Origin of the sequence: Rhizobium sp. ZPR4, assembly GCF_040215725.1 — a bacterium.
Classification (GTDB): Bacteria; Pseudomonadota; Alphaproteobacteria; order Rhizobiales; family Rhizobiaceae; genus Rhizobium; species Rhizobium rhizogenes_D.
Genome location: NZ_CP157967.1, coordinates 1152338 through 1177290, shown reverse-complemented (window position 1 = coordinate 1177290; position 24953 = coordinate 1152338). Strand labels below are relative to the sequence as shown.

Below are 24953 nucleotides of genomic sequence, written 5' to 3'. Positions count from 1 at the left end.
GATTAATCAGCGCACTCTTAAAATTGTGCTCTCGCTCACCCCATATGACCGCGCAATCCGCGCATACGGTTCGCCCATTGCCTTCCTTTTGGCAACCTGAGCCCTCTGACCGATATTCAGCTTCGGTTTCCGCCCGAACTTTACCCCTCGTGCTTTTGCCATCTCGCGACCGCTAGCAGTGTTCGCGAGAATCTTCGTGAGCGCGACGCACAACCCACCTTTTCTTTTGTGAATGAGGCCGCGAGATAAGCTCCTTCATCGATAGGAGCTGAATGGAATGGTTGGAGACCGCGCTGATGCCATGCTTGAAGTCATGGATGAAGCCAGGCATGAGGGAAAGTATCGGCGGATCGAGGTGATCACCGGTCGGCGGCAGCGGCGGAATTGGACTGATGAGGAGAAGGCGCGGATCCTTGTGGAAAGCGCGGAACCTGATGTGAACATCTCGGCTGTGGCCCGGCGCTGGGGCGTCAATCGCGGCTTGCTGAACGTCTGGCGTCGGGAAGCCGGGCTGACCTCTCAACGAACCGCGAAGGCCGGCGCGCAGCAGGCGATGTTCGTGCCGGTGACGTTGGTTGGCGATCAAACGTCTCCCCAGAACTCGCCGTCGGATGTCGCCCACTTCGCCGCGGGTCGGATTGAGATCGAGATTGCTGGCGCGCGCATGACAGTTATCGGCTCGGTAGCGCCTGAGCTGGCACAAGCGATGGTGGCGGCGTTGCGAGGTCGCCGGTGATCGGAGTTTCGCCAAATGGCGTGAAGATCATGGTGGCGACGCAGCCTGTCGACTTCCGGCGCGGCATGAATGGCCTGGTGGCTTTGGTGGCGTCAGCGCTTGCGGCCGATCCCTATTGTGGCGATGTGTTCGTGTTCCGCGCCAAGCGTCTGGATCGGCTTCGCTGCATTTACTGGGACGGATCAGGCATGATCCTGGCAACGAAATGGTTGGAGGCGGGCAAGTTCGTTTGGCCGCCGATCCGTGATGGCGCGATGCAGATGAGTGCCCAGGAGTTCTCGCTTCTACTAGCCGGCATTGACTGGACGCGCGTCAAACGAAACGCGGTGAGGAAACCCTCAAAAGCAGGCTGATCCTATTGGTTTTGCTTGAAGATTCAGGCTCATATGGTAGGGTCTGTCATGCCGCTTCGACCCGATCCCTTGCCCCAGGACAGTGCGCAATTGACCCGGATCATTCTCTTGCTCGACGAAGAGAATGCCGATCTCAAGGCGCGCGTTGCCTTCCTTGAGCGCCAGCTCTTCGGGACGAAATCGGAGAAGATGACGGTGCTCCACCCGACGCAGGCGGCGCTCGATTTTGGCGATCTCAATGAGATTCCCGTTGCGGCCAATGACGATGTCGCGCCTGCCGCCGAGGACAAAACGCAGCCACGGCGATCGCCAGCCCGCAATATCGGCCGTTTGCCCAAGCACCTTCCGCGTTATGACGAGATCATCGAACCGGAGAACAAGCTCTGCCCCTGCTGCTCGTTCGAACTTCATTGCATTGGCACGGACGTCAGCGAGGCGCTCGACATCGTGCCGGCGGTTGTCCGGGTGAAGCGGACGATCCGGCCGCGCTATGCCTGCCGGGCCTGCGAAAGCGTCGTTGTGCAGGCGCCGGCACCAGCGCGCGTGATGGACGGTGGCATGGTGACCACGGCGTTTGCCGCGCATGTCGCTGTTTCGAAGTTTGCCTGGCATCTCCCGCTCCATCGTCAGGCCCAGATGCTTGCCTCCTGCGGCGTCATCATTGATCGGGGCACACTCGGTGCCTGGGTGACGCGGGTCGCCTGGTGGCTAGAACTTCTCTATGACGAGCTACTCGCCTTCATCCGCTTGCAGCCGAGGGTGTTTTGTGACGAGACGCCGCTCCCGCGGCTTGATCTAGGGCGCAAACGTACCAAGGTGTGTCAGTTATGGGCGCAAGCGATCGACGATCGCCCATGGAATGGTCCGGCGCCGCCGGCGGTTGCTTATATCTTTGCCGAAAGCCGCAGCGCTCGCGAGATCGAGGGACAATTGTCGTCATTCGCCGGCGTGCTGCAGGTCGATGGATACCAAGCCTATAAGACCATGGTCAAACGTCGGGGGAAGAGCAATGTCGCGCCCATGCGGCTGGCCTTCTGCCTTGCCCACGCGCGGCGCAAGTTCGTCGATGTCGTCAAGCTCACCGGCTCCTCGGAGGCTCTGTCGATCCTTGCCAGGGTTGCCGAGATCTATCGGATCGAAGCGAGACTGCGCGGCGAAAATGCCGATACCCGGCTCATAGCGAGGCGTCGCGAGGCAGCTCCTATCATGGGAGAGCTGAAGGTCCACCTCACCAAATTGAGCGACGAGGTGTCGGCAAAATCGGCGCTTGGCAAGGCCGTCACCTACACGCTCAACCACTGGAGCGGACTGGCAGCCTTCCTGGAGGATGGCCGGATCGAAGTGGACTCCAATGTGGTGGAGCGTTCGATGAAATCGGTGGCCCTGACGAGGAAGAATTCGTTGTTCGTGGGCAACGAGCGCGGTGGCAAGACCTTCGCTGTCCTGGCATCGCTCGTCAACACCTGTAAATTGAATGGTGTGGACCCCGAGGCCTGGCTTGCCGATGTGCTGGAGCGCATCATCTCCAGCAAGGTAAAAGCCAGCGAAATGGAATGTCTTCTCCCTTGGAACTGGAAGGCTGAGCGCGAGGCGATGACAGAACAGGAGCGACGGGCGGCATGACATCGAACAGCCAAGAGACGACCGCACGACCGAAGCTCGATGACAAGGCATTCGAAGCCTTTATAAGGGCACGTCGTCCAGCATCGCCAATCTGGTCAATGAGCGGTCTCGACGGTTATCTTACGGCTCTCATCATCGGCCCGAAGTTCATCGACCCACGCCAATGGATCCCGGAACTGACCGGTCCGCATGCCCTGAACCTGCCGATGGAGACAACCGAACATCGGGCCGTGCAGACGATCGTTGCGGAGTATAACCGCATCTCGGCGAGCCTTTCCGAAACACCGAAAGACCACTGGCCCAGGTTCACCAAGATCGATGATCAGACCTTTGATCCGTTCGATTGGGACCTCTGCTTTTTGTTGGGAACAGGATACGCGCCGAGGCTTTGGCAGCCGGTTCTTCGAGGTCATGCCGGGACTGGCGATATCATCGCGCCCATCCGCAAGCTCGGCGAGACAAAACGGAAAGCGACCCGCCAAGATGCTACTGCCGTCGCCGAAGCACTTGTCAATATCCGAACCTACTTCATGCCGAAGCGGGCAAAGCAGAAGTTCTGAAAGAAAGTGCTATTGCGATCCCGTCAACGCCGAAAGCAGTGGGCTGTTCGTCGCGCTCACGAATCTTCAGCCGCTGCACGCGAGCGACCCAGCCCCGCAAATACGCAATGACGTCAGCAAAATCGAACGTCGAGTCGATATAGGGCTCATCGAGAAGCCGGAGTTGCGCGCCCACATTTTCAACCTCACGCAGCGCAAGAACCATATCGATCGGTTCCCTGGCAATGCGATCCGAGACTGTAGCAAGCAGAATATCGCCGGGCTCAAGACTCGCCAGAAGCCGCAGGAATTCCGGCCTCCCCTTGGTGTCTTTACCGCTCTTCTTCTCTTCGATAATCCGGTCGCATCCGGCCTTCTGAAGCCTGTCGAGCTGATAGGCGAGATCCTGCCTTTTCGTGGAAACTCTGGCGTACCCGTAGATCATTGCCTTATTCCGCCCGTTAAATGAGCGCGCGCCGCTGGCTGCAACATGACTTCTAAGTCTTTCAATTATTTAATGAATAACCCCAAATTGCAAACCGTCAAAAATCACGACTTATGCAAGTGGGCCGGATTCACGTTCTGTTACAGATTTCCGCGTTCGGCAACAATTTAAGTACTTGATTCCATTACAGCGACCTTGGCCGGATAGCCGTCAAATATGGACCGTCAAAAATCGTGATTTTTGACTATCCCGAACAAGCCGCAACGTCGCGGTTTCCGGGGGTTTCCATGAAATTCTATGCGCATTTTTCCGGCCTGCTGTGCGCCAGTCTTCTTCTCGCGTCGTGCAATCCGTTCGAAAGCAATCCGTCCGCGAAGGACATTTCAAAATCGTTCAACAACCTCGTTCCGGTGGCTTCCATCACCGACGTGACCTGCGTCGCCGCCGTCGGCGCACCGGGCCGCGTGTGCTCGTTTAATGTCGACGGCAGTCCCCGCAACCGGCGCTTCACCAAGGACGATCGCGGCCAGTGGCAGCACGATTAACGGAGAACCCGATGTCCAAGACCTATGCGCTTGCGCTTGTGCTCGCCCTTGGCGTAGCCGGTTGCAGCAAGGCCGACGGCACCCCGTCGGGAGCGTCGGTGGCCACCACTCTGGTCTCAGGGATGGAACCGGGGCTGTCCGGCACCGTGGAGATTCGTGGCGAGAACGTAGCGTGGACAACAAACCTCGTTTCCAGCTCCCCCTATACCATCCAATACATGGCCGGGTTCCAAGAAGGCACGTTCACCCAAACCTATACCGTCAAACCCGATAGCGCTTGCAAGTACAACGTATCGGCCAAACTCGACGTATCGGGCGCCAACGGAGAACACCAGGAACATGAAACCAAGGTCGATTTCAGCACCCTGAAAGACGTCAAGTCGGAAGCGGCACTGAGAACCTTCAAGGTTCTCTTCGGCGACGCTTGCGCTCTGAAAAGTCCCGTATGCCTTGCGAGCATCGACGTCGCGAATTTCATCCTTTCCCTTGAGCAAATGCAAAAGGCCGTCTCCGACATGAAGGTGATCTGCAAGCCTTCCTGACGCAGCGCCACGACCTCGCGATGCGGCCACCCGCCGCTTCGGCCCCAAAACCTCTCCAACAATCGAAGCAAGGACCGCCTCATGACGTCCCGTTCCATGCGCGTACTCGTCACCCTCACCATGACCCTCGGCCTCGCCACCACGGCTGCCATCGCGGCACCTCTGGCCGATACCCCTGACAACCGCGACAAGGTCGTTGCGGGCGTCACGAAGATGTTTAGCACGCGAGGCATTACCTCCGACAGGATTCAGCAAACAGGGTTGTGCCAAGTCACTGTCGACGGCAAGCTCGTGTTCGACTTCACTCAGTTGCACGGCCTTGTTGAACTCGGCCTGACCAGCCAGTTCGGCAACGGAAAGCACGTCGCGGTCACAGGAAATACCGCGAACGGCGGCAATGCGCCGTTCGTGTGTGTCCTGGGCGGTAGCCAATGCGACACCAAGATTGAGGCGGACGACGTATCCTCGAGCGGCTACGCGACGATGTCAGCGGGTGTCGAGATGATCAAACAAGTCTGCAATCCGTAGGCGTCCCCATGAGCCGTATGTTCCCTGCTACTTTGCGGGCTGTTGCCCTTGTCACCGCCATGCTTGTGTCCTTTGGCGACGCCGGAGCCCAAGGCATGCCGGATGCGGCGCTGTCCGACCCTGAGTTTCTGGTGGCGTGTCGCAGCAGTCTGCCGGAACTCGGGCGTCAGCATGCCATTGGACTGAAGGCGACGAATGTCGAAGTCGATGCCCGGTTCCTGATCGTCCACTTCGGCACCAAGGTTCCGAACTCCCAACTCGATTACACGTTGACCGCTGAGCTATCACCAAGCCAGCAGGCCGCGATGCTCTCCCGCTTGGAAAAGGCCAAGGAGCGGCTGTGGATGGTCAACCGGCCCGCCACGATGCCCGCGAAGCCGCAAGGCTACGGGCCGCTACTGGTATTTGATCTCTATACCGACGATGGCAAGGGCAACTGCCGCAACCTGACCAAGGGCCACAGCATGGAAATGGCATTCGATGTGAAGGACAGTCTGCCGCCTGCGGTAGCGGCACGGTTGATTGAGCTGCGGCGCTGAAACCAAACCCTGTCACAGCCGCGTGGCGTCGGCGTGACAGGGTCATCGCTGCCCAGCTGACGGGATGGCTGAAACACCCTATCCGAATATGCCTTGCGATATGTAGAAGACACCTGCAGGGAACCAACCCAGTGCAAAAAATCCTGCTCCGATCGCGATCCCTATGCATACCCGAGCTCCACTACTGGGTTTTAGAGCATCGCTCTGATAGCGGCTAATATAAGCCATCATCGCCGACAAAGCGGATAGAAACACGCCAGCACCGAAACACCAGCACCCATATTTTATGCATAGCGGATCGGCAAGCATAAGACCGCTTTGCACTTGTGCAAGTGCTCCTTGCGACTGCGGGTTTTGTCCCAGGGTGCTCTTCATCGCAGAGCCAAGAAACGAGAAAACCGCAATCGCAGCAGCACCGTTGATGAGAAGAAGTGATCTTAGAGCAATGAACGCGTATTGGCTGGTGATCTCTTTTCGACGGCCGAGCATGTCATTCGCGACCTTCTCCTTTTCCACTGCGAGCTTTGCTCGTTCGATTAAGATCTTTTGGTATTCCCACTCCCGGCTGTTTTGCTCAGGGGCTGCATCCCTATCAGCGGATGCCCTGCCTGCAGCCCGGGAATTTCCACGACGCATTAGAAACATGTGTCCCCCAACACTTTCAAATCGAGATGAACAAGTTAAAGTAGAGATTTACGACGAATCTTTTCAACTGACGCATACTTAAGGGTATGCTGGCTCGGCTTGCTCTACGAGGCCCGAGAGGGCTCGCGGTTGATTGAACTGCGGCGATGAAACCAAGCCCTGTCACTACCGCGTGGCGTCGGTATGACAGGGCCGTCGCTGGCATGTAGGGAATGGCAGCGATCACGCGGCCTATATCAGACAGGAACAACAGCTGCGACACAAGGACTAAACACCATCTATTGGACACTGGCGATATCTACAATAAATGTCCTTTACCATAGATAGGAGAGTGACCTTGGTATCGATCTGGTTGCCTATAAAGAACGGCCCTTTGTTAATTGGAGCAAAATGTTTGCTGGATGCTTTTCAAGCAGATCCTGCCTTGAGGGGCCGATATCGTGTCGGTGATGAGCGTAGAAAGGACGGCAAACGCGAGATCGAAATTATTTGTGACACGGAAGCGACCGCTGATAAAGCCAAGGACGTTGCGATGATTGCAAAACTTTCCTGTCCATAAACTCATCTATTTTTACTCGCGTAAGAAATTCCAGCACCTGCGTTTATGAAGCAGTTGGCGGCGCCTTCTTTTGCTCGAAATTTAACAACTGCCGGAAGCAATCTGCAATTGTATCCGACTATCGTTGCGTCATGAGCAAGTTCGCGTTCCTCGTCATCGGCAGCTCGACCGCCATTTTCCTCGCCTCTGGCGGATACACGCTGGTGCCGCGTGAGTTCTATGATCCGGCCTGCACCATCAAGGGAAACATTTCCTACAACGGTGGCCAGAAAATCTACCATATGCCGGGTCAGGAGTATTACGCCGAGACCGTGATAACCTACACCAAAGGCGAGCGATGGTTCTGCTCAGAGGCCGACGCCAGGGCCGCCGGATGGCGGAAAGCGGGAAGATAGGCGCCGAACCTGAAATTTCTCAGGTCAGCTTGGGAGCGGCTCGTGGGTGAGGATTGGAATCCTGGGGAGCCCTGCCACCACTATGGGCACGTGGCAGCAGGGCACGTCGCCGACACAAGGGTACATGCGTCAGCGACAGGGCATACAAGCCATATCAGACAATCCGCGGGCCGAACCATCTTTTTCTCGCCGTCAGGTCTCGGGCGTTCGCACGTCGGATTGCTCATCGGCCAGGATGCCGGCGATCGCAACGACCCGGTTTCGGAGCCGCGGCGAAAGACGCAGCATGGTCTCGATCAGTTGCCGCCCATCGGTTGTCGCGATGTAAGCAAGACGCTCATCGATCTCGGCGGCCGCGTCGTGGACATCGGCGCCGGGTTCCGGCAGACCATCAAAAAACCGGGCCGGCGAAACCTGGAGGAAGCGCGCGATCTCATAGAGCATCGAGGCACTGACGCGGTTCTTGCCGGTCTCGTATTTCTGCATTTGCTGATAACTGATGCCGATCCCTTTCCCCAAATCCCCTTGTGACAGGTTGCATTGAACGCGGAGAAGCCGGATCTGGCGCCCGACATGGCGATCGACAGGGTGGATTTCCGAATTCAGTGGCAACGCGATTTCTCGCGTGTTGTTGGCTCTCATCTTCGACGACCTCAAGGTTGCGAAGGCGCGATGTTAGCCTGACTGAGGCATTTCCACTTTCAAGTTTGTGACATTTTCGTAATGTCGCGCATTTTTGATCGAGGACCGTCTGCAACCGATTGGCGATCTATTCAGTGCACGCTACTATCCTCCCCCATACATAGCGAGGGTGCGCCTGATGCCAAAATACAAGAGGTTGTCGGATGATGATCTATTGCTGGCGATCGATCGAACACGCGCCGAGATCGAGGGGCAGAAGCAGATTGTCGCCAGGCTCGTGGCTACTGTAGGATTCCCGGACGAAACCGACCATCGGCGGCTGTTGACACGCACATCCTGATGCGCGCCATGCTGGAATCGGATCTTACGAAAATGGAAGCCGAATGGCAGCGTCGCCAATAAGTCCCCGTGTCCAATCCCTCCAATGGTTTTCGGCGTCGTCTCGCACCCTCCGCGGCTGCCCAGATGAGCAAAGCAAGCCTGGATTCTACTTGCCCGTTGCCAGCGCAATGATCGTCAATTGCGCGATCGACGATGGCTCAGATCGTCGCCTTGTCGAGCTCAGGAAAAAGATCTTCCGCAAGTGCCGTGCGCTACTCGCACCACTCAGCTCTATGATCGTCGCGATGCGACGTGAGCCTTGATGAAGTGGAACGCATCCTGATCTAATGGCGGGTCAGCTCAGGGTCAGTGTAGCCACATATTCCCGTGTTACAGCATTGAACTCGTGCAGCACTGTTTCGGGCATCGAATTCCACCGGTGGCCTAGCGCGACCGCAAACTGGGCAGGACCGGCATAATAAAGCCTGATCTGCTTCAGCTGCTGTTTTGCCGCGAGCCCGGCAACGCGTGCTTTGACCTGTCCGACGAGCGCCTGCATTTGCTTGGCTGATGTAACCGGGACCGAGAGGTGAAACCGCTGGGTTTCCTCAGCAGGAATGCCCGAGGCGACCAGGTCGCCGTAGGGGTCCCTGAGGATTCCAATACTCACGGTAAGGACGTCAGCCGCGACCTGAGGATCCGACACATCCCACTGCGGATAACTCGCGCCGGGTTCAGGCCGATCGTCTGTTGCCCAAACGCCGTCGCGGGTCACGATATCAATGTCGAACCCTGTGGCGGCCCGGAACGACCATCCGAGTGCGAATCCAGCCGACAGACGATAGGATCCCTGCAGAGTCAGGCGGGAGGCCCCCTGTTGTTTGAACCAGGTGGCTGTCCGCCGCAGGGGCTTGAGCAAACCTTCATTCCAGTCGGCCGTACTGCCGGCACCGGCCGAAAACGCTGCGGCGTCAAGCTCCAGCATCGAGGAATTGCTTTCCTTCCGGTCGGATAGGACATGCAGCGCAGGAGGTGGCAACGGCAGGCTCTCGCCCATGGCATTTTCGATGCACTGGACCAAGATCTTCCTAGTCAGAAAACTTCCGATGTTGTGGTTCGCCTTGGCCAGGGCCAGAAGGTCGTCGAAGACTTTCCGGACTTGGCTGACCTTGAGGTCCAAGGTGGGGAAAGCCTCATGGAACGCGCTGTCAAACAGGCTCCGGGCGGCCTTCTCATCCGGTATGTTTCGCTCTTCAAAGTCGACGAAATCCACGACGAATCCGCCAAGCGGATCTGGGTAGAAAGCAAGAACATCCGAACGGAATTTCGCGTCGAAGGCTGCCTTGAGATCGACAAACGGATCGTAGAACGGGCGGGCCTTGCGAACACGGTCGCGATCATTCGCCATGTAAGCCAAGGTGGCCGGAATTTGTGGCGTGACGAGAATATGCGTGCGGGCAGTATCTGGGTAGCTCTTCTGATAGTGCAAGAACCCTTCCACGATCTCCTTGATGTCAGCCGGCTTGAGCACGCCGGATTTGGCCTGATGACGGTCGATGACCGAGCCGTGTAGGGCAAGGGGCGCGAAAAACCGGACCTCAAGGTCTTCGAGGCCCTCGAAAATCATGCCTTCAAACGCGGGATTCATCAGCCAGGCCGGGAGACGCGCAAGGCCGTCCCAGATCTGATATTCGAAGCCATCCTGGGCAATCACCCCACCCATGCCCTTGGAATCGGTCAGTGTCGGTGCAGGTTGCTTGTCGGTCATGTGTCCATTTCCAGTCTTACATTGTGTTCGAAGCCGTGCGGATCGAAGAGCCATGCTCCCGCCTCGAACTTCTCATCGCGCAGGCGCACAATCATCAGGACGGCGAAGCTACCTTTGAAGTCCGGATCACGGACCAGATCCCGCATGCTCTGGACGTCGATCCCGCTAGGGCGGACTTCGAAACTGGGATGGCTGTGCCACTCGCCAATATAGTTGTAGCGCCGGTATTGGTGCCGCGCCCGATCGAAGAACCGCGTTGCATCGCGGGCGGCTTGGAGGATATCGACCAGAAACCGACTGAAAGTGCCGGGTCTGGCCTGAACCGTCATGGTCGACACGCGGAAGTGAGAAGGCTCGATCTGTTCGCCGAACAGTTGGCCCCCAATTTCCTTGTCCCCTGCACGCTTGAGAGCAGCCGTCAATGTTGCCAGTTCACTTGGTGAAAGCTTTAAGAGCATCCAGCAATTCTCCGGCAAGTTCGATTACAAATTTCTGAGCTTCAGCATCCTGGGTATTGTTGTTCCATTCCGACGGACCCCCAACATCAAGCGCGATTACATGGCCGTGCATGTCGAACGCCCACTCCTTGCGGAAGCCAATCATCAGCCAGCGGACATCTTCAAGCTTGTCGTCGAGAATATCGAGGATAACGCGTGCGGCATGCGACGCAGCCATGCTAATCGCCGCGTCATCGGCCACGATGACCTCACCATTGTCACCGATCGCCTCGTAGTCCCGACCGCCGGTAGAAAGCGGCACTACTCGTCCTTTTTCATCCGTCCAGTTTAAGAGAGCTTCCCGCCCGAGGGTGTAGGCGGCATTGCGGTTTGGCACGGACGGCGCAACCAGTGCGCCGATGCCGCCTTCGAACACCTCCACAGAAACAAAGGGCTTTTGGTTTTCGAAAGCTAGGGCGCCGAGGAGCATCGATGTCGCCGGATCGCCCGAGGCGTCCACAATAATATCGCAACCCGTGATCAGGTCGAAATGGGCTGCGTTCGTCCGGGCTGATTTCTGCCAGTTCAGGTTTTCGTCAACAGTCGTAATGTTAGCTCCGGGAACGATATGTTGTAATCGGCGCTTCAGGCCATGGACTTTATGATAGCCGACATCCCTCCAGTCGAGGACATGCCGTTCCAGATTGCCCGGCAAAAAGACGTCACCGTCGAAGATGCGCATGGTATCGATCCCACTGCGCAAAAGCATTTCCGCAACTTTCGAACCGACCGAACCTGCGCCGATAATAGCGACCTTCTTGCCCTGAGCCGACGGCGCGCGTCCGGATCGCAATCCGGTTTCGGGCGGCAAGATATAGACTTTGCGATGATAGGCGGTCTCCGCCAGTACATGGAAGACGTTGACGCCGTCGTTTTCGATGAACACGGTAACGAACGCCGCCTCCCCGTCGACGGGTGGGCTCTCCCAGATCGCAGAAATGAAGGCGTTTCTTTCCAAGGGGAGATCATCAGGCGTCTGTCCGCTTACCAATATGACGGGGACCGGAAACCGCCATGTGTCCAGATCAAAAGATGGCGGCCGTTGCGTGCCTGCGCGGTCGATGGCGTCACTCAGGAAGATAGGTCGGACTTTCTCCGAGACAGACCACCGCAGCGCATGAACATCTTCGATACTGCCGCTCAAGAGCCGTTCAAGGAAGGCACGCCCAATAAAAACCGGTGACTCACCCCAGGTGTATCGCTGGATTTCGCCTACGTGATGGGCCGACTTTACTTTGCCCTTCTCCCCTTCCCCGAGCGGATTTTCCAAATCGAGCAGCCCGTAAGCGCTACGCAGGACATCTGCACCACTCGCGCGAGACGTCCAATTATCGGGGCGAAGCTCGAGACAGAGCGTCCCACCCTTGCCGTACTGATGCTGGGACCATTTTGCTTCAGGATCCTGAGGCTCGACCCACGCCGGCACGAGCGGGAAATTATCGGGGTAGACGAGCCGGATAGGATAGGTGGCGCCGTGCGCCACGATCGAACCGACCGCCGCAAACTTGTAATCGTGAATTTCCCAGCGATCGAAAACAAACCAGTCGTTTTCGGCCGCCAGGTTCTCCACAGCTTCTTTTTCGCGAGCAACGCGGACGGTGTTATTAACCCACCAGATGCTCATGCAAATCCACGCGGCTTCGTGGGAGCGGCCATCGCGTCCGGAAACACATACGTGGACGTGCCGGCTGTGGCCGCAGCCTTCTCGAGCAGGCTGCTGGCTTTGGCTACCTTCTCCGTTGTGGTCGCGGGGAACCGTTCGCCGAACACCTTGCGCCAGTACCAGGTCGCATCATCCATGTCGTCGGTAGACTGGGCTTTTCGCGCATAATCGGCGTAGGTCTTAACCTTCGCCATGAACGCCTTCCACTGAGCGACTGACACCTTCGAAAGGATATCGGTGCCTACAGAGGGGTCGCTGATGAAGGGCTTGATGTCCATCTCTGCTTGGAAGCCATATGCACGATGGATGCTCTCGAGCATTTGGGCGAAGGCTTCACCGTAATGAACTTCATTTTTCGGCGCATGAAGAGCCGTTAAAACCTCGAGTACGAAGCCTTTGGGTCGTTTGCCCGAATTGTTTTCGCGGCGCCACCATTTGAACATTTTGACCAGCGGCTTGAGGCGACCGCCGAATTCACCATTACGGTCTCGACTCCATTCGATATGTCCTGGGGGATCGGTCAACTTCCACTCGCCCGATTCACGATCGGGAATCTTGTACTGCTGCCCCCATTCGATCACCGGCACGACGTCCATTTCCGCGAGCGGAGTGATTAACTTAATCGAACGTTTGTTGATACGCTCGACGTCATAGCCTTCGCCCCCATCCTCAAGAGCAGCGCAGAGCTCGTTCAGCACATCATCTGGCTTGTCGTCCGTCGTGTAGTTGGTGACGATGATGATGTCGACGTCCGGCCGAACCATCCCATCCGCATCCATCTTAGGACGAATGGAGGTGTTACGTGCGTAGCTCCCCGACAGGAAGTCTCCCACGAGCCTCGCCTTAAACTCGCCCAGCGCTTTCAGGTGGTCACGGACGCCCGTGTGGGCTTTTGAGGAATTGGTTTTCGTGGTGGGGCTGGGTTCAATATCTTGCAGTAACTCGAGAAAGCGCGCGTTGGGGACCATATATACCTCTGGAAGTTCGTGTGAGTCTGCCGGCCCTCTCAAAGCCAAGTAACTCTTCGCTAACTATATAGGAATGTTGCGCGCAATTCCAACCCAACGTTGCGAAGTCCACATGGCATGTTCGCGCGACATTCTTCGAGTTGACCAAAATCGAAGCGGCCCGCCGACTCGGCCGCTTCGGCGCTATTTCGTTGATGACGCTATAGGATGAAACGAACCGCACTCCGGGCGCGATCTGTGCTTCCATAACGCTAATCCAAGTCCGGTCGCCAAGCCCGGTGATCTCGGTTTTAAGTTTCGGTTGTTTCAGATTTGGGATGAATTAACGTGCCCAGGAGTTGGGGGAGATATCTATGCTGAGAAAGTTGTTTCGCATGTTCACTTCGAAGCAGACCGAAGATCCGGAGGCCATGCTTTATAGCGCCGTATTCAACGAAACAGCAGCACAGGGCCACCTGCTGGGTAGGCGAGCGACGGATCGCTGCACGGAAATGCTCGGTGAAGCTCTCAAGAGTGTCGACGAGCCGCCAATGATGCGGGCAAAGCGAGCATATGCTGGCTACAAAGCCGTCGAGGAAAAATACAGTGAGATTCTTCTTGAGCAGATGAAGCCGTGGGTTGAAGCAAACCTTGGCGGCAAAATCAGATCACTGAACCTCTCCGCCAATATCGAAGAGCTACTGCCGCAAGCTGCGGAACATGCGCGTGGCCAGTTTCGGGAGAATGCTGCATCGGTATTTAGTCGGAAAACCAAGGACCTGCTGCAGGCCGAGCTAACTTGGCGATTGGCCAACGCCGACCGTCTTGAACAGAACGCCTTCGAGCCTCCGCCATGGGCCACGGAAGATGAACAATTGAACGCCAGTAAGATGATGGAAATTCCGAGCCTATTGAAGGGATAAGTCTTCGCATATACGAGCCACCCCGGATAACGATCCTAACGGTGAGCACGATTTCGGCGCGGTGGATGTCGAAGGGTATAAGATCTTCTGGAAGATCGACTACTACGTCCTGAATATGCTCTAAGGCTCCGAAGATCCGTCCAATCCTGAGATCACCAAGCGCGTGTTGACGATCATGCTCGCCGAAGAATACTAGGCCTTTGCGGCAGATGCGGGCTTTCGCCCGCCTCTCACACTTTGGGGGTCTCACTGGATGGCCAAGGCCAATGATAGCTTGGGTCGTGAATTAAAACCCCGAATATATATCGCAAGCCCCGACTTTCAGCTCTGCTTGGATGGTGGATCAGTTGATTTGCCGCTTCACTTCACGCTCAAGCCCATCCATCCATTTACAAACAGCAACCCGTCCCTTTGCCTTGGCAAGGTTGTCAATCTGATCGGCTGTTTTCATAAATGCGTCTTTGATTTGAGCTTCGGTCATCGACTGCGCACATGGCCGAGACATCGATAGCGCGTAAACACCAGCTGGTGTATCCATATAGTCCTTCTTGCAATATGTCGTCGCCCTAATGAAAGCAGCATTTGCATTGAGCATATCCAATTGACAGGTCGGCTCGGTGGTGCCGTTCTTCTCATCAGACATGCTCGGTTCATCAGAAAGCCAAGAGACAGCGTCAGGGCTGACTTTGTAGTCGATCGCTACATCCGCGAAATTTCTCGCATCAAACTTTTCCCATACCATTTTCTTGTTGGTGCTATCGTCGAACTTCCATGTCACAGCAGTCAATTTTTGAGACGCCCCGAATTTGTCGTCGTATGTTACCGTGATCGAGAAAGCACACGTCGATGAGAGAGTTTTGTCACTATACAGAGCCTCTGTCACAAGCTCAGCGAAGCGCTTCACAACGACGTAGACAAAGATTTGCTTGCGTCTTTGCTGGTAGAAATCAACGGAATAATCCCGGCTCAGCCAAGCATCGCGAAATATCGCCAATTTCTCAGCGTATTTATTAAAGTCCATGGAGGCTGTAACCAAGCAGCCAGCATCATTGATTGTCTTCGATGTGAGGGTTGAAAATGACTTTAGCGCCGAATAAGCATCTTCTTCAGAAGAAGCCATGCTCTCCGAGGGGATAATGCATAGAATACATAGCACAACAGTCATGATTATATTTAGAAATCGCTTTATAAAATAGTCTACCGTCCCAATAAAGTTTGACATTCCGCAATTAATCCTCATGAAAACTTCGATTAAAGCGGAAAATACATATAGAATATTAAGATAGCTTCAACTATCAAAGACGCCACATGCAGAACGCACGGGCAGTGCAGTCGGTCCCGTCGCCCCTCGGACGCGATGCTGAGGCTCCTGCGGCTGCCCTAATTCGCCCTTAGCGTGGCGAGAATCCCCGAAATCCCGCCCGCCGCGGCGCGATACTGATTTCTCAGATATTCTTCATTCTCAGATTCGAAGCGCCTTTGTCGCTCCAAGAGCTGCCATGCATAAGAGTTGGCTGCGGCAGTGCCGGCGATGTGGCCAGGTGACTTGACCAACGTTAAGGCCAAAATTGCAGCTAAACGGATTTTGGGTTGGCTGAAACTGATGGCTTTTGGCCTAGCGAACGCGGCCCGACGCTTCAGCCGCCGCAATATTCCGCTGCACCTCTTCGGCAAGCTTCGCTCGTTCGAGCATCTGTTCTTTCGTGGGCATATAAACCGACACTTCTGTCTGCCGTCTGCCAACGCCCTGTATATCCATATCAAGACGCACGGGCAGGCGTTGATTGATAGGAGTTTCCGCCAGCAGTTCCAGACCCCGGACGCGAATGACGCATCGTAGGGGTGTGAACTCTGTTTTGAAGGCCTTATCTACCTTCGGGATGGATGCTTGGCGGATCACGTCGATCTTCATCAGTTCTGGCAGCCAAGGCGATCCAGCAAATTCCTCAGAATACTCGAAGAACCGCATCCCACTTTTGGGGCGGAACACGTTCTCGCCCCGCTGCAGGGAGAGGAGTGACTGCAAAATCTGCGGCAGGGCCTCTACTCCCTCTACCCGCGCAATGTGCCCCTGAGCATCAAGATAAATATCACCGGTATCTGGATGAGCCGCGAGGATGCTCCCGAGCTTTTGCGCGTCGATACGTTGAGCGGCGGATGCTATCGGGCATACCAAGGTCAGCCCTCCTGGATGCCGCGTCAGGATCGGAGCCTGCACAAGCTGTCTGCCGTCGCCGAATTCGTTCGATAGGATGTACCTGTCTTCGGCGCTGACGCGGTCAAATCCGTCAATGAATGCAATCAGGTCGTGCTGGTCGCCCAAAAGGAAATGCTGAAGCTCAAGGGTCCAGCTCGTCGCCGATACCGTGGCGATGTTACCGGTACAGATCACGGCGGGACCGATGGCCAGCAAACCGCCGACCGGCGTACTTCCCGATCGTCCCAGGTTCTCGATTGCGGCGGCCTTTTCGCGTTCCCGCTTCATGTCCCTCAGCGCCGGCGCTGTGTATGTCACTTCATCGCGATCGATGAGCCGCGCGTGATCGGCGCAAAGCCATATGGCGTTGCTGATATCCGACCTTTGCTCTGGGGTCATTGAAGCATCATAACGACGTCCGCCGGGAGCGGCCGCGCAGATATGAGCGGCTTCACCCGTATTGGCCACTGCGTCAGGAGCCTCTTCGCTCGGGCCGATCGTCCCTTTCCCGCAACCCGCCATCGAGCAGTGCCAGCCGGCACGCGCTGCAACGGCATTTTTGACCTTGGTCGAGAAGTTGTCGCGATTGCTCATATGCTGGCTTTCCAATGCTCACCACGTGGAGATGGGTCTGACGCCTATTCGTCGGGGAACAACAACCTTTCATAGTCGACGGCGCCATGGAGGACATGCAGCACTTCCACGGCATCATCCGCGATCCGGTAAAAAATAAGGTAGTCACCATAGGGGCGCCGGCGGATACCGGCGTCTTCTCGGCCGGGCAACAACGGAAAGGCTCGCGGCATATCTTCCAGAGCTTCACAGCGGTCGTAAAGCTCCCTGACAAACGTCTCTGCGCGAGCTGGATTGTCCTGTTTGATCCAACGACCAATGTGCAGCATGTTTTCCCATGCCGCATCGGTAATCCTGACCTTCATTTACGGCTGCTTTGTTCCGGCAGGCCAAGCTCATCACGAAGCCGTTTGAACGCGACATCAAGCGGCATGGTCCGCCCGGCTTCAGCGTCGGCAATACCCCGTGCAAGAGCTTCATCCAGCGCCTTCAGCTTTTCAGCACGATCACGCTGCTGGTTGTAGCGCTCCCGAACCAGATCGCGAATATACTCGCTGCTTGACGCGAACGCGCCGGTGCGTACCTGTTCGCGAACGAATTGCTCCAGTTCGCCCGTCAGGCTTACGGTCATCTGTCCTAATGGTTTCATGACATCGTCTCCTTTGCTCTCTTATAGCATATAGTGAAAATTAGTGACTAACACTATTTTACACTAGACACTCGCCCGGAATGGTAACGCTTTGACGCGGTTCCCGCGGCTCTTGTCCTGAAGTGGGGGCCAAGGGCTTCGCCCCTTTCTCCCCCAAAATGGTCTTCCGCCCAGCTTCCTCCGCTATGCGGCGTGCAGCCGGTTCCCCGCGAAGACATTTTTCCCCTTCCATCCCCATCGCTCGCGCGACCCCGGGAAGCAGAACGCGGTTCTGCTCCGTGTTCGATTTGAACAATCAAGGAAGGAAGACATCATGGACACCATTGCCATCATCCATGAAACCATCATCGAGCCGGTCAGCATCCGCGCGGCCATCGAACAAATCCCGCTGTCACGTCTGATGCCGAGCAAGGCCAACGTGCGCCGCGTCAACGCCGCCATCGGCGTGTCGGAACTGGCCGACAGCATCGAGGCACACGGCCTCATCCAGAACCTGACCGTGCGCAAGGCCAAGAAGGGGAAATACGAAGTGGTGGCGGGTTCGCGCCGCTTGGCTGCCCTGAACCTGCTGGTCAAGGAGGGACGGCTGGCCGAGGATACGGAAATCCCGTGCAACGTCCGCGACGACAACGACATCGAGCTTTCGCTGGCCGAGAACGTGCAGCGGGAGGCCATGCATGTGGTCGATGAAATTTTGAGCTACCGTCAGCTTGCCGAGGACGGCATGGCGCCGGACCTTATTGCCTCCCGTTTCGGGCAATCCATCATCACCGTGCGCCAGCGGCTGAAACTCGCCAACCTCTCACCCAAGGTGTTGGAGGACCTGCGCACCGAGGACATGACCATCGAGCAGGCGCGTGCGCTGGCTCTTAGCGACAGCCATGAGGAACAGGAACGGGTGTGGTTCGAGGCTCCGGCATGGAACCGCGACCCGCGCAGCCTGCGCTCCCTGCTGACGCGGGACCATGTGCGCAGTACCGACCGTCTGGCCCGTTTCGTGGGATTGGAGGCGTATGAAGCGGCAGGTGGCGGCATCGTTCGCGACCTGTTCGGCGAGGACAGCAGCACCTTCCTGACCGACAGGGCCTTGCTGACGCAGCTTGTTACGGCGGAGTTGGAACTGGCGGCGGAAGCCGTGAAATCCGAAGGGTGGGCTTGGGTTGAGACCTCGTTGGAAACATCGTCCTTGTACATCAGCGGTTACGGGCGGATTTATCCGCAGACCCGCGAATTGACGGAAGAGGTGGAAACCGAACTCTCTGCACTGGCCGAGACCTTCGACGCTTTGCAGGAGCAGATCGAGGGATACGAGGAAGGTGACCCCGCCATTGAGGCTGAGGAAACCAAACTGGCGGATATCCAGCAACGAATGGGGGATATTCAGAATGCGGCGCGCAGCTACGAACCGCAGGAAATGGCGCTGGCCGGATGCATCGTTGCCATTGACCACGGCGGCGCGCTGCAAATCAACCGTGGCTATGTGAAATCGGAAGACCGCGAGGCGCTGATGAAGCTGCAACGCGGTGACACGGACGATACGATCACGGACGACGAAGACGATGGCGAGGCCGGAACTGCCGAACCGGACGCCATCTATTCCGCCGCGCTGGTGGAGGAACTGACCGCCATCCGCACCGCCGCTTTGCGGGTTGAGGTTGCCAACCGTCCGGCGATTGCGCTTGCCGCCTTACTCTATCCGCTGGTGGGCCGCATCTTCCTCATCGGATACACGTCCTACGATGCCGCCGTGGAGGTTCATGGCCAGCGCCCCGAGCTGGCTTCGTCCATCAAAGAGCCGAGAGAAGCCCGCGCGCTGGCGACATGGCAGGCGATGAAGGAGGCGTGGGGCGATACGCTCCCCGGTCAGCCTGCCGACCTGTGGGCATGGTTGCGTGGCCAGCCGACCGATAAGCTGCTCGACCTGCTGGCGTTCGTGACCGCCGCCAACCTCAATGGGGTGAAGGCGAAACACGACCAGAGCCGCAGTCGGTTGGAGAATGTCGAGCAGATTGCCGTGGCGGTGGGCCTCGACATGGGAGCCTACTGGACGCCGGATGCAGCTTTTCTCAATCGCCTAAGCAAGACGGGGATTGCCGAGGTGCTGATTGAAGCGGGATGTGCTCCGCAGACGCGCAGCATCGAGAAAGGCTCAAAGGCCGAGGCCGTCGCCACAGCCGAAAAGCAGCTTGTCGGCAAAGTCTGGCTTCCTTCCGTGCTGCGGACAGGTACAGCTGCCGAATAGCCGTTACTTCCGGGAACCTCAAAAGCCCGAGCCATCGTGTTCGGGCTTTTGCGTATCATGACTTCCAAACCAACTCCGGTTGGGCCCGACCCATCCGGAGCTAGGGCGAGAGGAACCCTTGCCCCTTCCTCTCGCGCTCTCTTCCCCGCCCCAGACGATATGTCATCGAACTGAAACACAGAAGCGATATCGGCGATGGTGACGCCATTCCAGTGGCATGCAGATGTCAGATGGAATCGCGATCGACAGTGAAACGCACGCAGATCCCTGGAGGGAGAGTGCCATGAAACATGAGGACGATGAGACCGAAGTTGGAGCCCCGATCGCTCCGCGCGTGAAAGACCGCAAAGATGAGACGCGGCGGCCAATCGCCATCTGGTTGACGATTGCGATTATCGCATTCGCTTTCGTAGGATTACTGGGGGTGATTTTTCTGCCGGATCGGGCTCCTGCGATCAAGGATCAGACTGCGACGACCCTGGCAATGTTGGTCGGCATCTACGGAACGGTATTGGGATTTTACTTCGGTAAAACAAAATAACCGGCCCAGAGGCCGGTTATCGCTAGCGAAGGACGATTTCCTTGACGCGTCCACCACGTTCCTCGATCAGAATGGTCGAGCCCTTCTGCTTTTCTTCAAGAAGGAACCGCTCGGTACCTAAAGCTCGGCGCATAGCTTCGTTTAAGCTGATGTTGCCGTAATATTCGGCGATCCATTCAAGGGTCGCACGGGCCTCATTGCTGAGACGCAGCGTAATCTTGTCAGCCGAGCGCTCACTCAGGCTATTCTCGTTTCCAGGCATGATAGTCCCCTAGTAAACCGTCATAACGATGTCACATACAAATGTATTTGACGCCAAAATGGCGCCACCCAAGGGTCATGTCAAGCCTTTCCCTCTCCCTTGCACGGTAAGCCGCTGGTGTTTCTTGATATTCGGTGTCAATTCGCCACAATTATTCGGCTCCTGGCCCATGGCAGATATCGACTGCGCTTGGCTTCCGGAACGCCTGTAGGGTCCCGCGCGCTTTCGCAGGATTACAGCGTGAATAGGCGAAAAGGCGAGTGACTCGCCTCCTGCACGCCCTTGTCTCCTGACGTTTCCGAGACCTTATTTGTCTATAGCGTCGAGATGTGACCTCCATCCCCGCATATCGCTACCCGCAAAAGCGTTAGCTTGCGTGTCAATTGCAGGAATTAATAGGGTCCACCCGCTCCCAATCGGTGTGGTTAGGCATAGGGTCGCGAAGGTTGCGCTATAAAGCGCTGCGGGTGCCGCGCAAGACGTTACCATATAATGGGTATCTCATCACGGAAGCGATGATCCGACCAAGGGCGGGATTTGCCACCACGCGAGGCGCATCGGCCAGCCGTACCCATTGGATTTGCCGCTCGCCCTGTTCGGGATAGCCGGTCGCGGCCCCTTGCACCGTCAACAGGTGAACCGAAACCTTGTATATCAGCGGACGCCCTTCCTTCCGATAAAGGAACCGCCCAATGACCGGCTTCCATGCCAAGCCTTGGATGCCGGCCTCTTCGAAAGCTTCCCGTTGAGCGGCGTGCTGCGAGGTTTCGCCGGGTTCAACGTGCCCTTTGGGGATTCCCAGCTTCCGTTGGTACGACTGGCAACGAGAGCAATCTCGCTCTGGAGCTGGTGAACATTCATGCGCAGGCAGATGGCGCCCGCCTGTGAGATCACCGGTGAAACATGCGGATCCGAGCCCGCGCTGCCGACGTTACATGCAACTGTCATCGTCGCTTCCTACCCTGAATGCAAAGGCACGAGAGAGCCCGGCGTTGGTGCGGCTACCGCCATCTTTTGAGCGATAGCTTAATGGCTATTCTGGGCAAATAGGAGAACCTGATGAGCGAGAAACGCAAGAAAATCTATCACGCTTTGGTAGAAGGCGTGACGGACGGCCTCTCTGACACGGCTATGAATTTGTCATTCAGCGTTGTCCGAAGGCGTCGAGCAAAAAGATCGTCCGCGCCGCCTTGCTTGCGCTGACCGATCCTGAGGTCACCGACCGGCATGTGCTCAACACCATCTACGCTCTCGCGATCAAGCATCGCATGGACGAAATCGGCCAGGGTGACCTCGAACAGGACGAGGATAACGAAGAGCCAGCTGAGACAGCCCCATCGCTGAAGCGCACCAAGAAAGGCCGGACCGCGCCGATTACGCCGCCTACAATGTAGTCTTCGCGTCCGGCGCGCGGGCGGAGAAGATCGAAATCGAAAGGCAGGTCCAGGAATCCTCCGGTAACCCTGCCTGACCAGTCTCGGCGAACCGTTCAATGTAAGGGCGGGTTTTCGCTCCAATGGCTCACGCCACTGCCAACATCCAGATAGCGGCCAATGGAACGGAGGTAGGCGACGATTTGTAACCGTAGAAAATCACGTTCCCCAAACCGTCTATTGATATCTCGCAACTTGGGCTCGGCTTCTTCCAAAGCTTCTTCCGAAAGATCTGCATCGCCGATCAGATACAAATCGTGCCCCACGGCACAGATGTCGCATCCGCTCTCGATCACCGCCGCGACGAAAAGCGGAATTTCATCCTCGCGCATCAGTCGATCCGCCACTATGGCCTCCTCTTTCCATGCACCTCTCGGAAATTACCCCATCCAGTACCAGCTACAATCCTGAGAATTTACGGATTTACGAATTGCAACGTTCCGGATTACCGGCCTGCTCGGCTTGCCGTGGCCAACGGCCCGTGAGCGGGGCATTGGAGGTCGTGACATTCCGGCACCTGGCCGTCGGGTGTGGCCCCAAGACCGAGCGCCGCTCATTTGGTCTTGGCCTATTGCGTGTACCCCTGTCCCCGAGAGCGCATAGGGCCTTGAGGCGCGCTGTTTCATGATTTCTCCCGTGCCGTCTGCCCTCCGCGGCCGGAACGGTCGGGATATGCGTCCTGTCTCTGCCGCCGGCAATCGGTTGCCCACTCCATTCGCTGCGCTCCCGTGTTGCCGTTGCCTTCAGCCATCCCATTCAGAGTCTAGGCGCTGAAACTCCCCGACCGGCCGCGATAGGCGCAGCCGGATAACCAACGGGAGAACCACACCATGAAACAGACTAAATCCAGCAAGCCCGACTACGCCGTCTACGTCGTAGAGGGAGATGGCGATAAAGCCTACTGGACTAAAATCGGCTCGGCCTGGAGCCACAAGGACGACGAGGGTATGAACATTACCCTGACCGCCCTACCCCTCAATGGCCGTCTCACCATCCGCAAGCCCAAAGCCGAACGGGACGACCAGTAATGGTTCCGGCCCGCAACACAATCCTGTGGGGCGACTGCATCACCTTGATGCAGCACCTCCCGGGCGGGTCGGTGGATTTTATCCTGACCGATCCCCCGTATCTGGTCCGCTACCGCGATCGCAGCGGCCGCACCGTCGCCAATGACGCTGACGCCTCCTGGCTCGTCCCAGCCTTCGCGGAAATGTACCGCGTCCTGAAAGACGACAGTCTCGCGGTCAGCTTTTATGGCTGGAACGAGGTCGACAAGTTCATGGCGGCTTGGCGTTCGGCGGGGTTCCGCGTGGTCGGGCATATGGTCTTCACGAAGTCCTATGCCTCGTCGCGCCGGTTCCTCCAGCATCGTCACGAGCAGGCTTACCTGCTCGCCAAAGGCAGACCGCCTTTACCAAGACGACCGGAGTCCGATGTCCGCGATTGGGACTACACCGGCAACCGGCTGCATCCGACCCAGAAGCCGCTCGCGCCGCTTGAACAGCTGGTTCAGATGTTCAGCAAGCCCGGTGATCTGGTGCTTGACCCGTTCTGCGGTTCTGGCACATCGCTGGAGGCCAGTCGCCGGCAGGGCCGGGATTTCCTGGGCATCGAGCTGGATGGTCAACATCACCAGACGGCCAGTCTGCGGGTTCACGGCAACTAGAATCATGAGACTGCCTGGGATATATGCTCTCGAGCGGTCTCACCCTATTTTGTTAGATTGAATGATGGCTTATCGGCAGCGCCCCTTTATCGCCAATAGCGAGACCATTTCCATTCAACTGGCTCTCCGACGCAACCGTCATGTCCTAGTGAGTTAGCCCAAGATAAAAAGGCGCCGACCTCCTTTGGGGTATAATCATACGAATAAAGGGGGCGACCAATATGGAATTTCGCGAATTTTTGAGGGATCTTCGGTGCTTGATCCCCCCAATAAATGAAAGTCTTCGACAACAGCACATTATCCGTTGTGTCCGTATCGCGCTTTAGATTAGTCATATTTGCGACCGCTCCATGTTGGCTGTGTCGCGAATCAGCCTGAATCCAGGGGCTTTCTGGCGTGGGGCGGTGATAGATGTTGTCGCCAAACCGCACTTTAAAACTGCCGTTGAGCACGGGGCGCTTGCGGGCAAAACGTGCATCCTGCCAGTAGGCATTGAACGTCGTTATCTCATCGACCCGCATCAAAAAAATAGCGTGATCCGACAGCTTGCGGTTAGAGGGACCTGTTCCCAAGATCCAATCACCAACAACCGCTTTTTTCCGAATGCCTGGCTTGCAGGTGGCAAGGCTGCAAGTTCCATGGAAAGGATTGGGAGCAAAACCATGATCCCACCTGACGACATAAGAGAAAAATGTCATATGCAGTCAACCTTTGTGCCGTGGTGTTCTCTGTGTCGGTCGCTCATCCCCAGCGGGTAACTGCCAGATACTATCTCCGCAAATAACTGCCTTCTCGATGTTTTCCTTAGTTGGCAGAATTGCACCGTCCCCAAGGCGATCCAGAATGGCGGGAAGCCTAGGAGCGGCCCCGTCTTCGAGCCAAATTCCAACGACGCGTTTTCCCGTCTTCGCTGCGTATTCGATCACCTCTCGATACGCTTCGTTATCGGTTTCCGCACAGATGAGAATTGCGACCACATCGGCCTGATCAACGCATTGCCGGAATCCGACGAGATCTTGCTTTTCCGAGCATACTATGTCGCTGCCCAGGCTAACGATGATCTCCTTGATCTTCGCAATCTCCTTTTCGCGGCCTACAACGGGGCACACGTATACCTTTACTTTATCGCAGTCCAACTTAACCTCCGATTTTAGTTGGCATTACGATTGTTTACGTATTT

32 protein-coding genes and 2 pseudogenes are annotated in these 24953 nt (G+C 56.8%); 17 read left to right on the top strand and 17 right to left on the bottom strand.

Translation table 11 applies throughout. The features are described 5' to 3' along the window. Positions 1-6: 6 nt before the first annotated feature. On the bottom strand, positions 7-162 hold the full coding sequence (locus tag ABOK31_RS05805) for a helix-turn-helix domain-containing protein (RefSeq protein WP_350019269.1): 156 nt from the start codon (positions 160-162) through the stop codon (positions 7-9). 115 nt (positions 163-277) lie between these two features. Here ABOK31_RS05805 and ABOK31_RS05800 point away from each other — a divergent pair, with 115 nt between their 5' ends. From ABOK31_RS05800 to ABOK31_RS05785, 4 genes are read left to right on the top strand one after another with little or no spacing between them, the layout of a single operon-like run. Beyond that, entirely contained in the window at positions 278-736 is a 459-nt protein-coding gene (locus tag ABOK31_RS05800) for a transposase (protein ID WP_349956556.1), read from the top strand. Further along, positions 733-1089, top strand: a complete 357-nt coding sequence (gene tnpB, locus ABOK31_RS05795) for an IS66 family insertion sequence element accessory protein TnpB (RefSeq protein WP_192239914.1) — start codon at positions 733-735, stop codon at positions 1087-1089. Before ABOK31_RS05800 ends, tnpB begins: the two co-directional genes overlap by 4 nt. Before the next feature lie 48 nt (positions 1090-1137). Then, on the top strand, positions 1138-2712 hold the full coding sequence (locus tag ABOK31_RS05790) for an IS66 family transposase (protein WP_349956552.1): 1575 nt from the start codon (positions 1138-1140) through the stop codon (positions 2710-2712). Continuing rightward, positions 2709-3272, top strand: coding sequence for a UPF0149 family protein (locus ABOK31_RS05785; RefSeq protein WP_349956551.1), 564 nt, complete (start codon positions 2709-2711; stop codon positions 3270-3272). The genes ABOK31_RS05790 and ABOK31_RS05785 overlap by 4 nt, the downstream gene beginning before the upstream one ends. Here the strand turns inward: ABOK31_RS05785 and ABOK31_RS05780 are convergent. Continuing rightward, the gene (locus ABOK31_RS05780) at positions 3241-3696 is read right to left on the bottom strand and encodes a recombinase family protein (protein ID WP_349958106.1); all 456 of its coding nucleotides are present in this window, start codon (positions 3694-3696) and stop codon (positions 3241-3243) included. The genes ABOK31_RS05785 and ABOK31_RS05780 overlap by 32 nt on opposite strands. 287 nt (positions 3697-3983) lie before the next feature. Between ABOK31_RS05780 and ABOK31_RS05775 the strand changes: the two genes are divergently transcribed. The 4 genes from ABOK31_RS05775 (at position 3984) to ABOK31_RS05760 (ending at position 5850) form a co-directional block, all read left to right on the top strand. Next, entirely contained in the window at positions 3984-4241 is a 258-nt protein-coding gene (locus ABOK31_RS05775) for a hypothetical protein (protein ID WP_349958104.1), read from the top strand. Between the two features lie 11 nt (positions 4242-4252). Beyond that, a complete protein-coding gene (locus tag ABOK31_RS05770) occupies positions 4253-4783 on the top strand; it encodes a hypothetical protein (protein WP_349958103.1) in 531 nt (176 codons plus the stop codon). A gap of 81 nt (positions 4784-4864) precedes the next feature. Further along, positions 4865-5311, top strand: a complete 447-nt coding sequence (locus ABOK31_RS05765) for a hypothetical protein (protein WP_349958101.1) — start codon at positions 4865-4867, stop codon at positions 5309-5311. A gap of 8 nt (positions 5312-5319) precedes the next feature. Next, positions 5320-5850 (top strand): hypothetical protein, encoded by a 531-nt coding sequence (locus ABOK31_RS05760; RefSeq protein ID WP_349958099.1) that lies wholly within the window; start codon positions 5320-5322, stop codon positions 5848-5850. 78 nt (positions 5851-5928) lie between these two features. Here ABOK31_RS05760 and ABOK31_RS05755 read toward each other — a convergent pair whose 3' ends face one another. Further along, a complete protein-coding gene (locus ABOK31_RS05755) occupies positions 5929-6495 on the bottom strand; it encodes a hypothetical protein (RefSeq protein WP_349958098.1) in 567 nt (188 codons plus the stop codon). 337 nt (positions 6496-6832) lie between these two features. On the opposite strand from ABOK31_RS05755, the gene ABOK31_RS05750 reads away from it, so the two are divergent. Continuing rightward, complete coding sequence (locus ABOK31_RS05750; RefSeq protein WP_349958096.1) at positions 6833-7054, top strand: hypothetical protein; 222 nt, start codon at positions 6833-6835, stop codon at positions 7052-7054. Positions 7055-7185: 131 nt separating this feature from the next. Beyond that, complete coding sequence (locus tag ABOK31_RS05745; RefSeq protein ID WP_349958094.1) at positions 7186-7449, top strand: hypothetical protein; 264 nt, start codon at positions 7186-7188, stop codon at positions 7447-7449. 192 nt (positions 7450-7641) lie between these two features. Here ABOK31_RS05745 and ABOK31_RS05740 read toward each other — a convergent pair whose 3' ends face one another. The 5 genes from ABOK31_RS05740 to ABOK31_RS05720 all read right to left on the bottom strand — a co-directional run bounded on the left by ABOK31_RS05740 (position 7642) and on the right by ABOK31_RS05720 (position 13308). Next, the gene (locus tag ABOK31_RS05740) at positions 7642-8091 is read right to left on the bottom strand and encodes a helix-turn-helix transcriptional regulator (protein WP_349958093.1); all 450 of its coding nucleotides are present in this window, start codon (positions 8089-8091) and stop codon (positions 7642-7644) included. Positions 8092-8767: 676 nt separating this feature from the next. Beyond that, positions 8768-10180: an SAVED domain-containing protein gene (locus ABOK31_RS05735; RefSeq protein ID WP_349958091.1), complete on the bottom strand. Its 1413-nt coding sequence runs from the start codon at positions 10178-10180 to the stop codon at positions 8768-8770. Beyond that, positions 10177-10638, bottom strand: coding sequence for a Mov34/MPN/PAD-1 family protein (locus tag ABOK31_RS05730; protein WP_349958089.1), 462 nt, complete (start codon positions 10636-10638; stop codon positions 10177-10179). The genes ABOK31_RS05735 and ABOK31_RS05730 overlap by 4 nt, the downstream gene beginning before the upstream one ends. Continuing rightward, positions 10613-12301: a ThiF family adenylyltransferase gene (locus ABOK31_RS05725; protein WP_349958087.1), complete on the bottom strand. Its 1689-nt coding sequence runs from the start codon at positions 12299-12301 to the stop codon at positions 10613-10615. The genes ABOK31_RS05730 and ABOK31_RS05725 overlap by 26 nt, the downstream gene beginning before the upstream one ends. Further along, the gene (locus tag ABOK31_RS05720; RefSeq protein ID WP_349958086.1) at positions 12298-13308 is read right to left on the bottom strand and encodes a nucleotidyltransferase; all 1011 of its coding nucleotides are present in this window, start codon (positions 13306-13308) and stop codon (positions 12298-12300) included. Before ABOK31_RS05720 ends, ABOK31_RS05725 begins: the two co-directional genes overlap by 4 nt. Positions 13309-13661: 353 nt before the next feature. Between ABOK31_RS05720 and ABOK31_RS05715 the strand changes: the two genes are divergently transcribed. Both ABOK31_RS05715 and ABOK31_RS05710 read left to right on the top strand, forming a co-directional pair. After that, a complete protein-coding gene (locus ABOK31_RS05715; RefSeq protein ID WP_349958084.1) occupies positions 13662-14210 on the top strand; it encodes a hypothetical protein in 549 nt (182 codons plus the stop codon). 61 nt (positions 14211-14271) lie between these two features. Continuing rightward, a pseudogene (locus ABOK31_RS05710) lies at positions 14272-14406 on the top strand (DUF3768 domain-containing protein). Between the two features lie 147 nt (positions 14407-14553). Here ABOK31_RS05710 and ABOK31_RS05705 read toward each other — a convergent pair. From ABOK31_RS05705 to ABOK31_RS05690, 4 genes are all read right to left on the bottom strand, one after another. Continuing rightward, entirely contained in the window at positions 14554-15330 is a 777-nt protein-coding gene (locus ABOK31_RS05705; protein ID WP_349958083.1) for a hypothetical protein, read from the bottom strand. Positions 15331-15825: 495 nt separating this feature from the next. After that, on the bottom strand, positions 15826-17001 hold the full coding sequence (locus tag ABOK31_RS05700; RefSeq protein WP_349958081.1) for a hypothetical protein: 1176 nt from the start codon (positions 16999-17001) through the stop codon (positions 15826-15828). A 44-nt stretch (positions 17002-17045) separates the two neighbouring features. Beyond that, a complete protein-coding gene (locus ABOK31_RS05695; protein ID WP_349958079.1) occupies positions 17046-17345 on the bottom strand; it encodes a type II toxin-antitoxin system RelE/ParE family toxin in 300 nt (99 codons plus the stop codon). Beyond that, on the bottom strand, positions 17342-17629 hold the full coding sequence (locus ABOK31_RS05690; RefSeq protein ID WP_349958078.1) for a type II toxin-antitoxin system ParD family antitoxin: 288 nt from the start codon (positions 17627-17629) through the stop codon (positions 17342-17344). Before ABOK31_RS05690 ends, ABOK31_RS05695 begins: the two co-directional genes overlap by 4 nt. Before the next feature lie 313 nt (positions 17630-17942). Between ABOK31_RS05690 and ABOK31_RS05685 the strand changes: the two genes are divergently transcribed. Together ABOK31_RS05685 and ABOK31_RS05680 are read left to right on the top strand one after the other, a co-directional pair. Continuing rightward, the gene (locus tag ABOK31_RS05685; RefSeq protein ID WP_349958076.1) at positions 17943-19871 is read left to right on the top strand and encodes a ParB/RepB/Spo0J family partition protein; all 1929 of its coding nucleotides are present in this window, start codon (positions 17943-17945) and stop codon (positions 19869-19871) included. Positions 19872-20154: 283 nt separating this feature from the next. Then, positions 20155-20412: a hypothetical protein gene (locus ABOK31_RS05680; RefSeq protein ID WP_349958074.1), complete on the top strand. Its 258-nt coding sequence runs from the start codon at positions 20155-20157 to the stop codon at positions 20410-20412. Between the two features lie 22 nt (positions 20413-20434). Here ABOK31_RS05680 and ABOK31_RS05675 read toward each other — a convergent pair whose 3' ends face one another. Further along, positions 20435-20674, bottom strand: a complete 240-nt coding sequence (locus tag ABOK31_RS05675) for a hypothetical protein (RefSeq protein WP_349958073.1) — start codon at positions 20672-20674, stop codon at positions 20435-20437. 451 nt (positions 20675-21125) lie between these two features. Continuing rightward, the gene (locus ABOK31_RS05670) at positions 21126-21470 is read right to left on the bottom strand and encodes an NUDIX domain-containing protein (protein ID WP_349958868.1); all 345 of its coding nucleotides are present in this window, start codon (positions 21468-21470) and stop codon (positions 21126-21128) included. 263 nt (positions 21471-21733) lie between these two features. Here ABOK31_RS05670 and ABOK31_RS05665 point away from each other — a divergent pair. Next, positions 21734-22068: pseudogene (locus ABOK31_RS05665) on the top strand (hypothetical protein). Positions 22069-22163: 95 nt separating this feature from the next. On the opposite strand, the gene ABOK31_RS05660 reads toward ABOK31_RS05665, so the two are convergent. Continuing rightward, a complete protein-coding gene (locus ABOK31_RS05660) occupies positions 22164-22439 on the bottom strand; it encodes a hypothetical protein (RefSeq protein WP_349958867.1) in 276 nt (91 codons plus the stop codon). Between the two features lie 498 nt (positions 22440-22937). Here ABOK31_RS05660 and ABOK31_RS05655 point away from each other — a divergent pair, with 498 nt between their 5' ends. Further along, positions 22938-23135 (top strand): hypothetical protein, encoded by a 198-nt coding sequence (locus tag ABOK31_RS05655; RefSeq protein ID WP_349958071.1) that lies wholly within the window; start codon positions 22938-22940, stop codon positions 23133-23135. Continuing rightward, positions 23135-23773, top strand: a complete 639-nt coding sequence (locus tag ABOK31_RS05650) for a DNA methyltransferase (RefSeq protein ID WP_349958069.1) — start codon at positions 23135-23137, stop codon at positions 23771-23773. Before ABOK31_RS05655 ends, ABOK31_RS05650 begins: the two co-directional genes overlap by 1 nt. 86 nt (positions 23774-23859) lie before the next feature. Here the strand turns inward: ABOK31_RS05650 and ABOK31_RS05645 are convergent, their stop codons facing one another. Continuing rightward, a complete protein-coding gene (locus tag ABOK31_RS05645) occupies positions 23860-24471 on the bottom strand; it encodes a hypothetical protein (RefSeq protein ID WP_349958068.1) in 612 nt (203 codons plus the stop codon). 6 nt (positions 24472-24477) lie between these two features. Then, the gene (locus ABOK31_RS05640) at positions 24478-24909 is read right to left on the bottom strand and encodes a hypothetical protein (protein WP_349958066.1); all 432 of its coding nucleotides are present in this window, start codon (positions 24907-24909) and stop codon (positions 24478-24480) included. Positions 24910-24953: the final 44 nt, after the last annotated feature.

Excerpts from the sequence above, each read along its gene's own strand:
- ABOK31_RS05805 (WP_350019269.1), bottom strand. The coding sequence starts at position 162 with ATGGCAAAAGCACGAGGGGTAAAGTTCGGGCGGAAACCGAAGCTGAAT.
- ABOK31_RS05800 (WP_349956556.1), top strand. The coding sequence starts at position 278 with ATGGTTGGAGACCGCGCTGATGCCATGCTTGAAGTCATGGATGAAGCC.
- ABOK31_RS05790 (WP_349956552.1), top strand. The coding sequence starts at position 1,138 with ATGCCGCTTCGACCCGATCCCTTGCCCCAGGACAGTGCGCAATTGACC.
- ABOK31_RS05785 (WP_349956551.1), top strand. The coding sequence starts at position 2,709 with ATGACATCGAACAGCCAAGAGACGACCGCACGACCGAAGCTCGATGAC.
- ABOK31_RS05780 (WP_349958106.1), bottom strand. The coding sequence starts at position 3,696 with ATGATCTACGGGTACGCCAGAGTTTCCACGAAAAGGCAGGATCTCGCC.
- ABOK31_RS05775 (WP_349958104.1), top strand. The coding sequence starts at position 3,984 with ATGAAATTCTATGCGCATTTTTCCGGCCTGCTGTGCGCCAGTCTTCTT.
- ABOK31_RS05770 (WP_349958103.1), top strand. The coding sequence starts at position 4,253 with ATGTCCAAGACCTATGCGCTTGCGCTTGTGCTCGCCCTTGGCGTAGCC.
- ABOK31_RS05765 (WP_349958101.1), top strand. The coding sequence starts at position 4,865 with ATGACGTCCCGTTCCATGCGCGTACTCGTCACCCTCACCATGACCCTC.
- ABOK31_RS05760 (WP_349958099.1), top strand. The coding sequence starts at position 5,320 with ATGAGCCGTATGTTCCCTGCTACTTTGCGGGCTGTTGCCCTTGTCACC.
- ABOK31_RS05755 (WP_349958098.1), bottom strand. The coding sequence starts at position 6,495 with ATGTTTCTAATGCGTCGTGGAAATTCCCGGGCTGCAGGCAGGGCATCC.
- ABOK31_RS05745 (WP_349958094.1), top strand. The coding sequence starts at position 7,186 with ATGAGCAAGTTCGCGTTCCTCGTCATCGGCAGCTCGACCGCCATTTTC.
- ABOK31_RS05740 (WP_349958093.1), bottom strand. The coding sequence starts at position 8,091 with ATGAGAGCCAACAACACGCGAGAAATCGCGTTGCCACTGAATTCGGAA.
- ABOK31_RS05735 (WP_349958091.1), bottom strand. The coding sequence starts at position 10,180 with ATGACCGACAAGCAACCTGCACCGACACTGACCGATTCCAAGGGCATG.
- ABOK31_RS05730 (WP_349958089.1), bottom strand. The coding sequence starts at position 10,638 with ATGCTCTTAAAGCTTTCACCAAGTGAACTGGCAACATTGACGGCTGCT.
- ABOK31_RS05725 (WP_349958087.1), bottom strand. The coding sequence starts at position 12,301 with ATGAGCATCTGGTGGGTTAATAACACCGTCCGCGTTGCTCGCGAAAAA.
- ABOK31_RS05720 (WP_349958086.1), bottom strand. The coding sequence starts at position 13,308 with ATGGTCCCCAACGCGCGCTTTCTCGAGTTACTGCAAGATATTGAACCC.
- ABOK31_RS05715 (WP_349958084.1), top strand. The coding sequence starts at position 13,662 with ATGCTGAGAAAGTTGTTTCGCATGTTCACTTCGAAGCAGACCGAAGAT.
- ABOK31_RS05705 (WP_349958083.1), bottom strand. The coding sequence starts at position 15,330 with ATGGCTTCTTCTGAAGAAGATGCTTATTCGGCGCTAAAGTCATTTTCA.
- ABOK31_RS05700 (WP_349958081.1), bottom strand. The coding sequence starts at position 17,001 with ATGAGCAATCGCGACAACTTCTCGACCAAGGTCAAAAATGCCGTTGCA.
- ABOK31_RS05695 (WP_349958079.1), bottom strand. The coding sequence starts at position 17,345 with ATGAAGGTCAGGATTACCGATGCGGCATGGGAAAACATGCTGCACATT.
- ABOK31_RS05690 (WP_349958078.1), bottom strand. The coding sequence starts at position 17,629 with ATGAAACCATTAGGACAGATGACCGTAAGCCTGACGGGCGAACTGGAG.
- ABOK31_RS05685 (WP_349958076.1), top strand. The coding sequence starts at position 17,943 with ATGGACACCATTGCCATCATCCATGAAACCATCATCGAGCCGGTCAGC.
- ABOK31_RS05680 (WP_349958074.1), top strand. The coding sequence starts at position 20,155 with ATGAAACATGAGGACGATGAGACCGAAGTTGGAGCCCCGATCGCTCCG.
- ABOK31_RS05675 (WP_349958073.1), bottom strand. The coding sequence starts at position 20,674 with ATGCCTGGAAACGAGAATAGCCTGAGTGAGCGCTCGGCTGACAAGATT.
- ABOK31_RS05660 (WP_349958867.1), bottom strand. The coding sequence starts at position 22,439 with ATGCGCGAGGATGAAATTCCGCTTTTCGTCGCGGCGGTGATCGAGAGC.
- ABOK31_RS05655 (WP_349958071.1), top strand. The coding sequence starts at position 22,938 with ATGAAACAGACTAAATCCAGCAAGCCCGACTACGCCGTCTACGTCGTA.
- ABOK31_RS05650 (WP_349958069.1), top strand. The coding sequence starts at position 23,135 with ATGGTTCCGGCCCGCAACACAATCCTGTGGGGCGACTGCATCACCTTG.
- ABOK31_RS05645 (WP_349958068.1), bottom strand. The coding sequence starts at position 24,471 with ATGACATTTTTCTCTTATGTCGTCAGGTGGGATCATGGTTTTGCTCCC.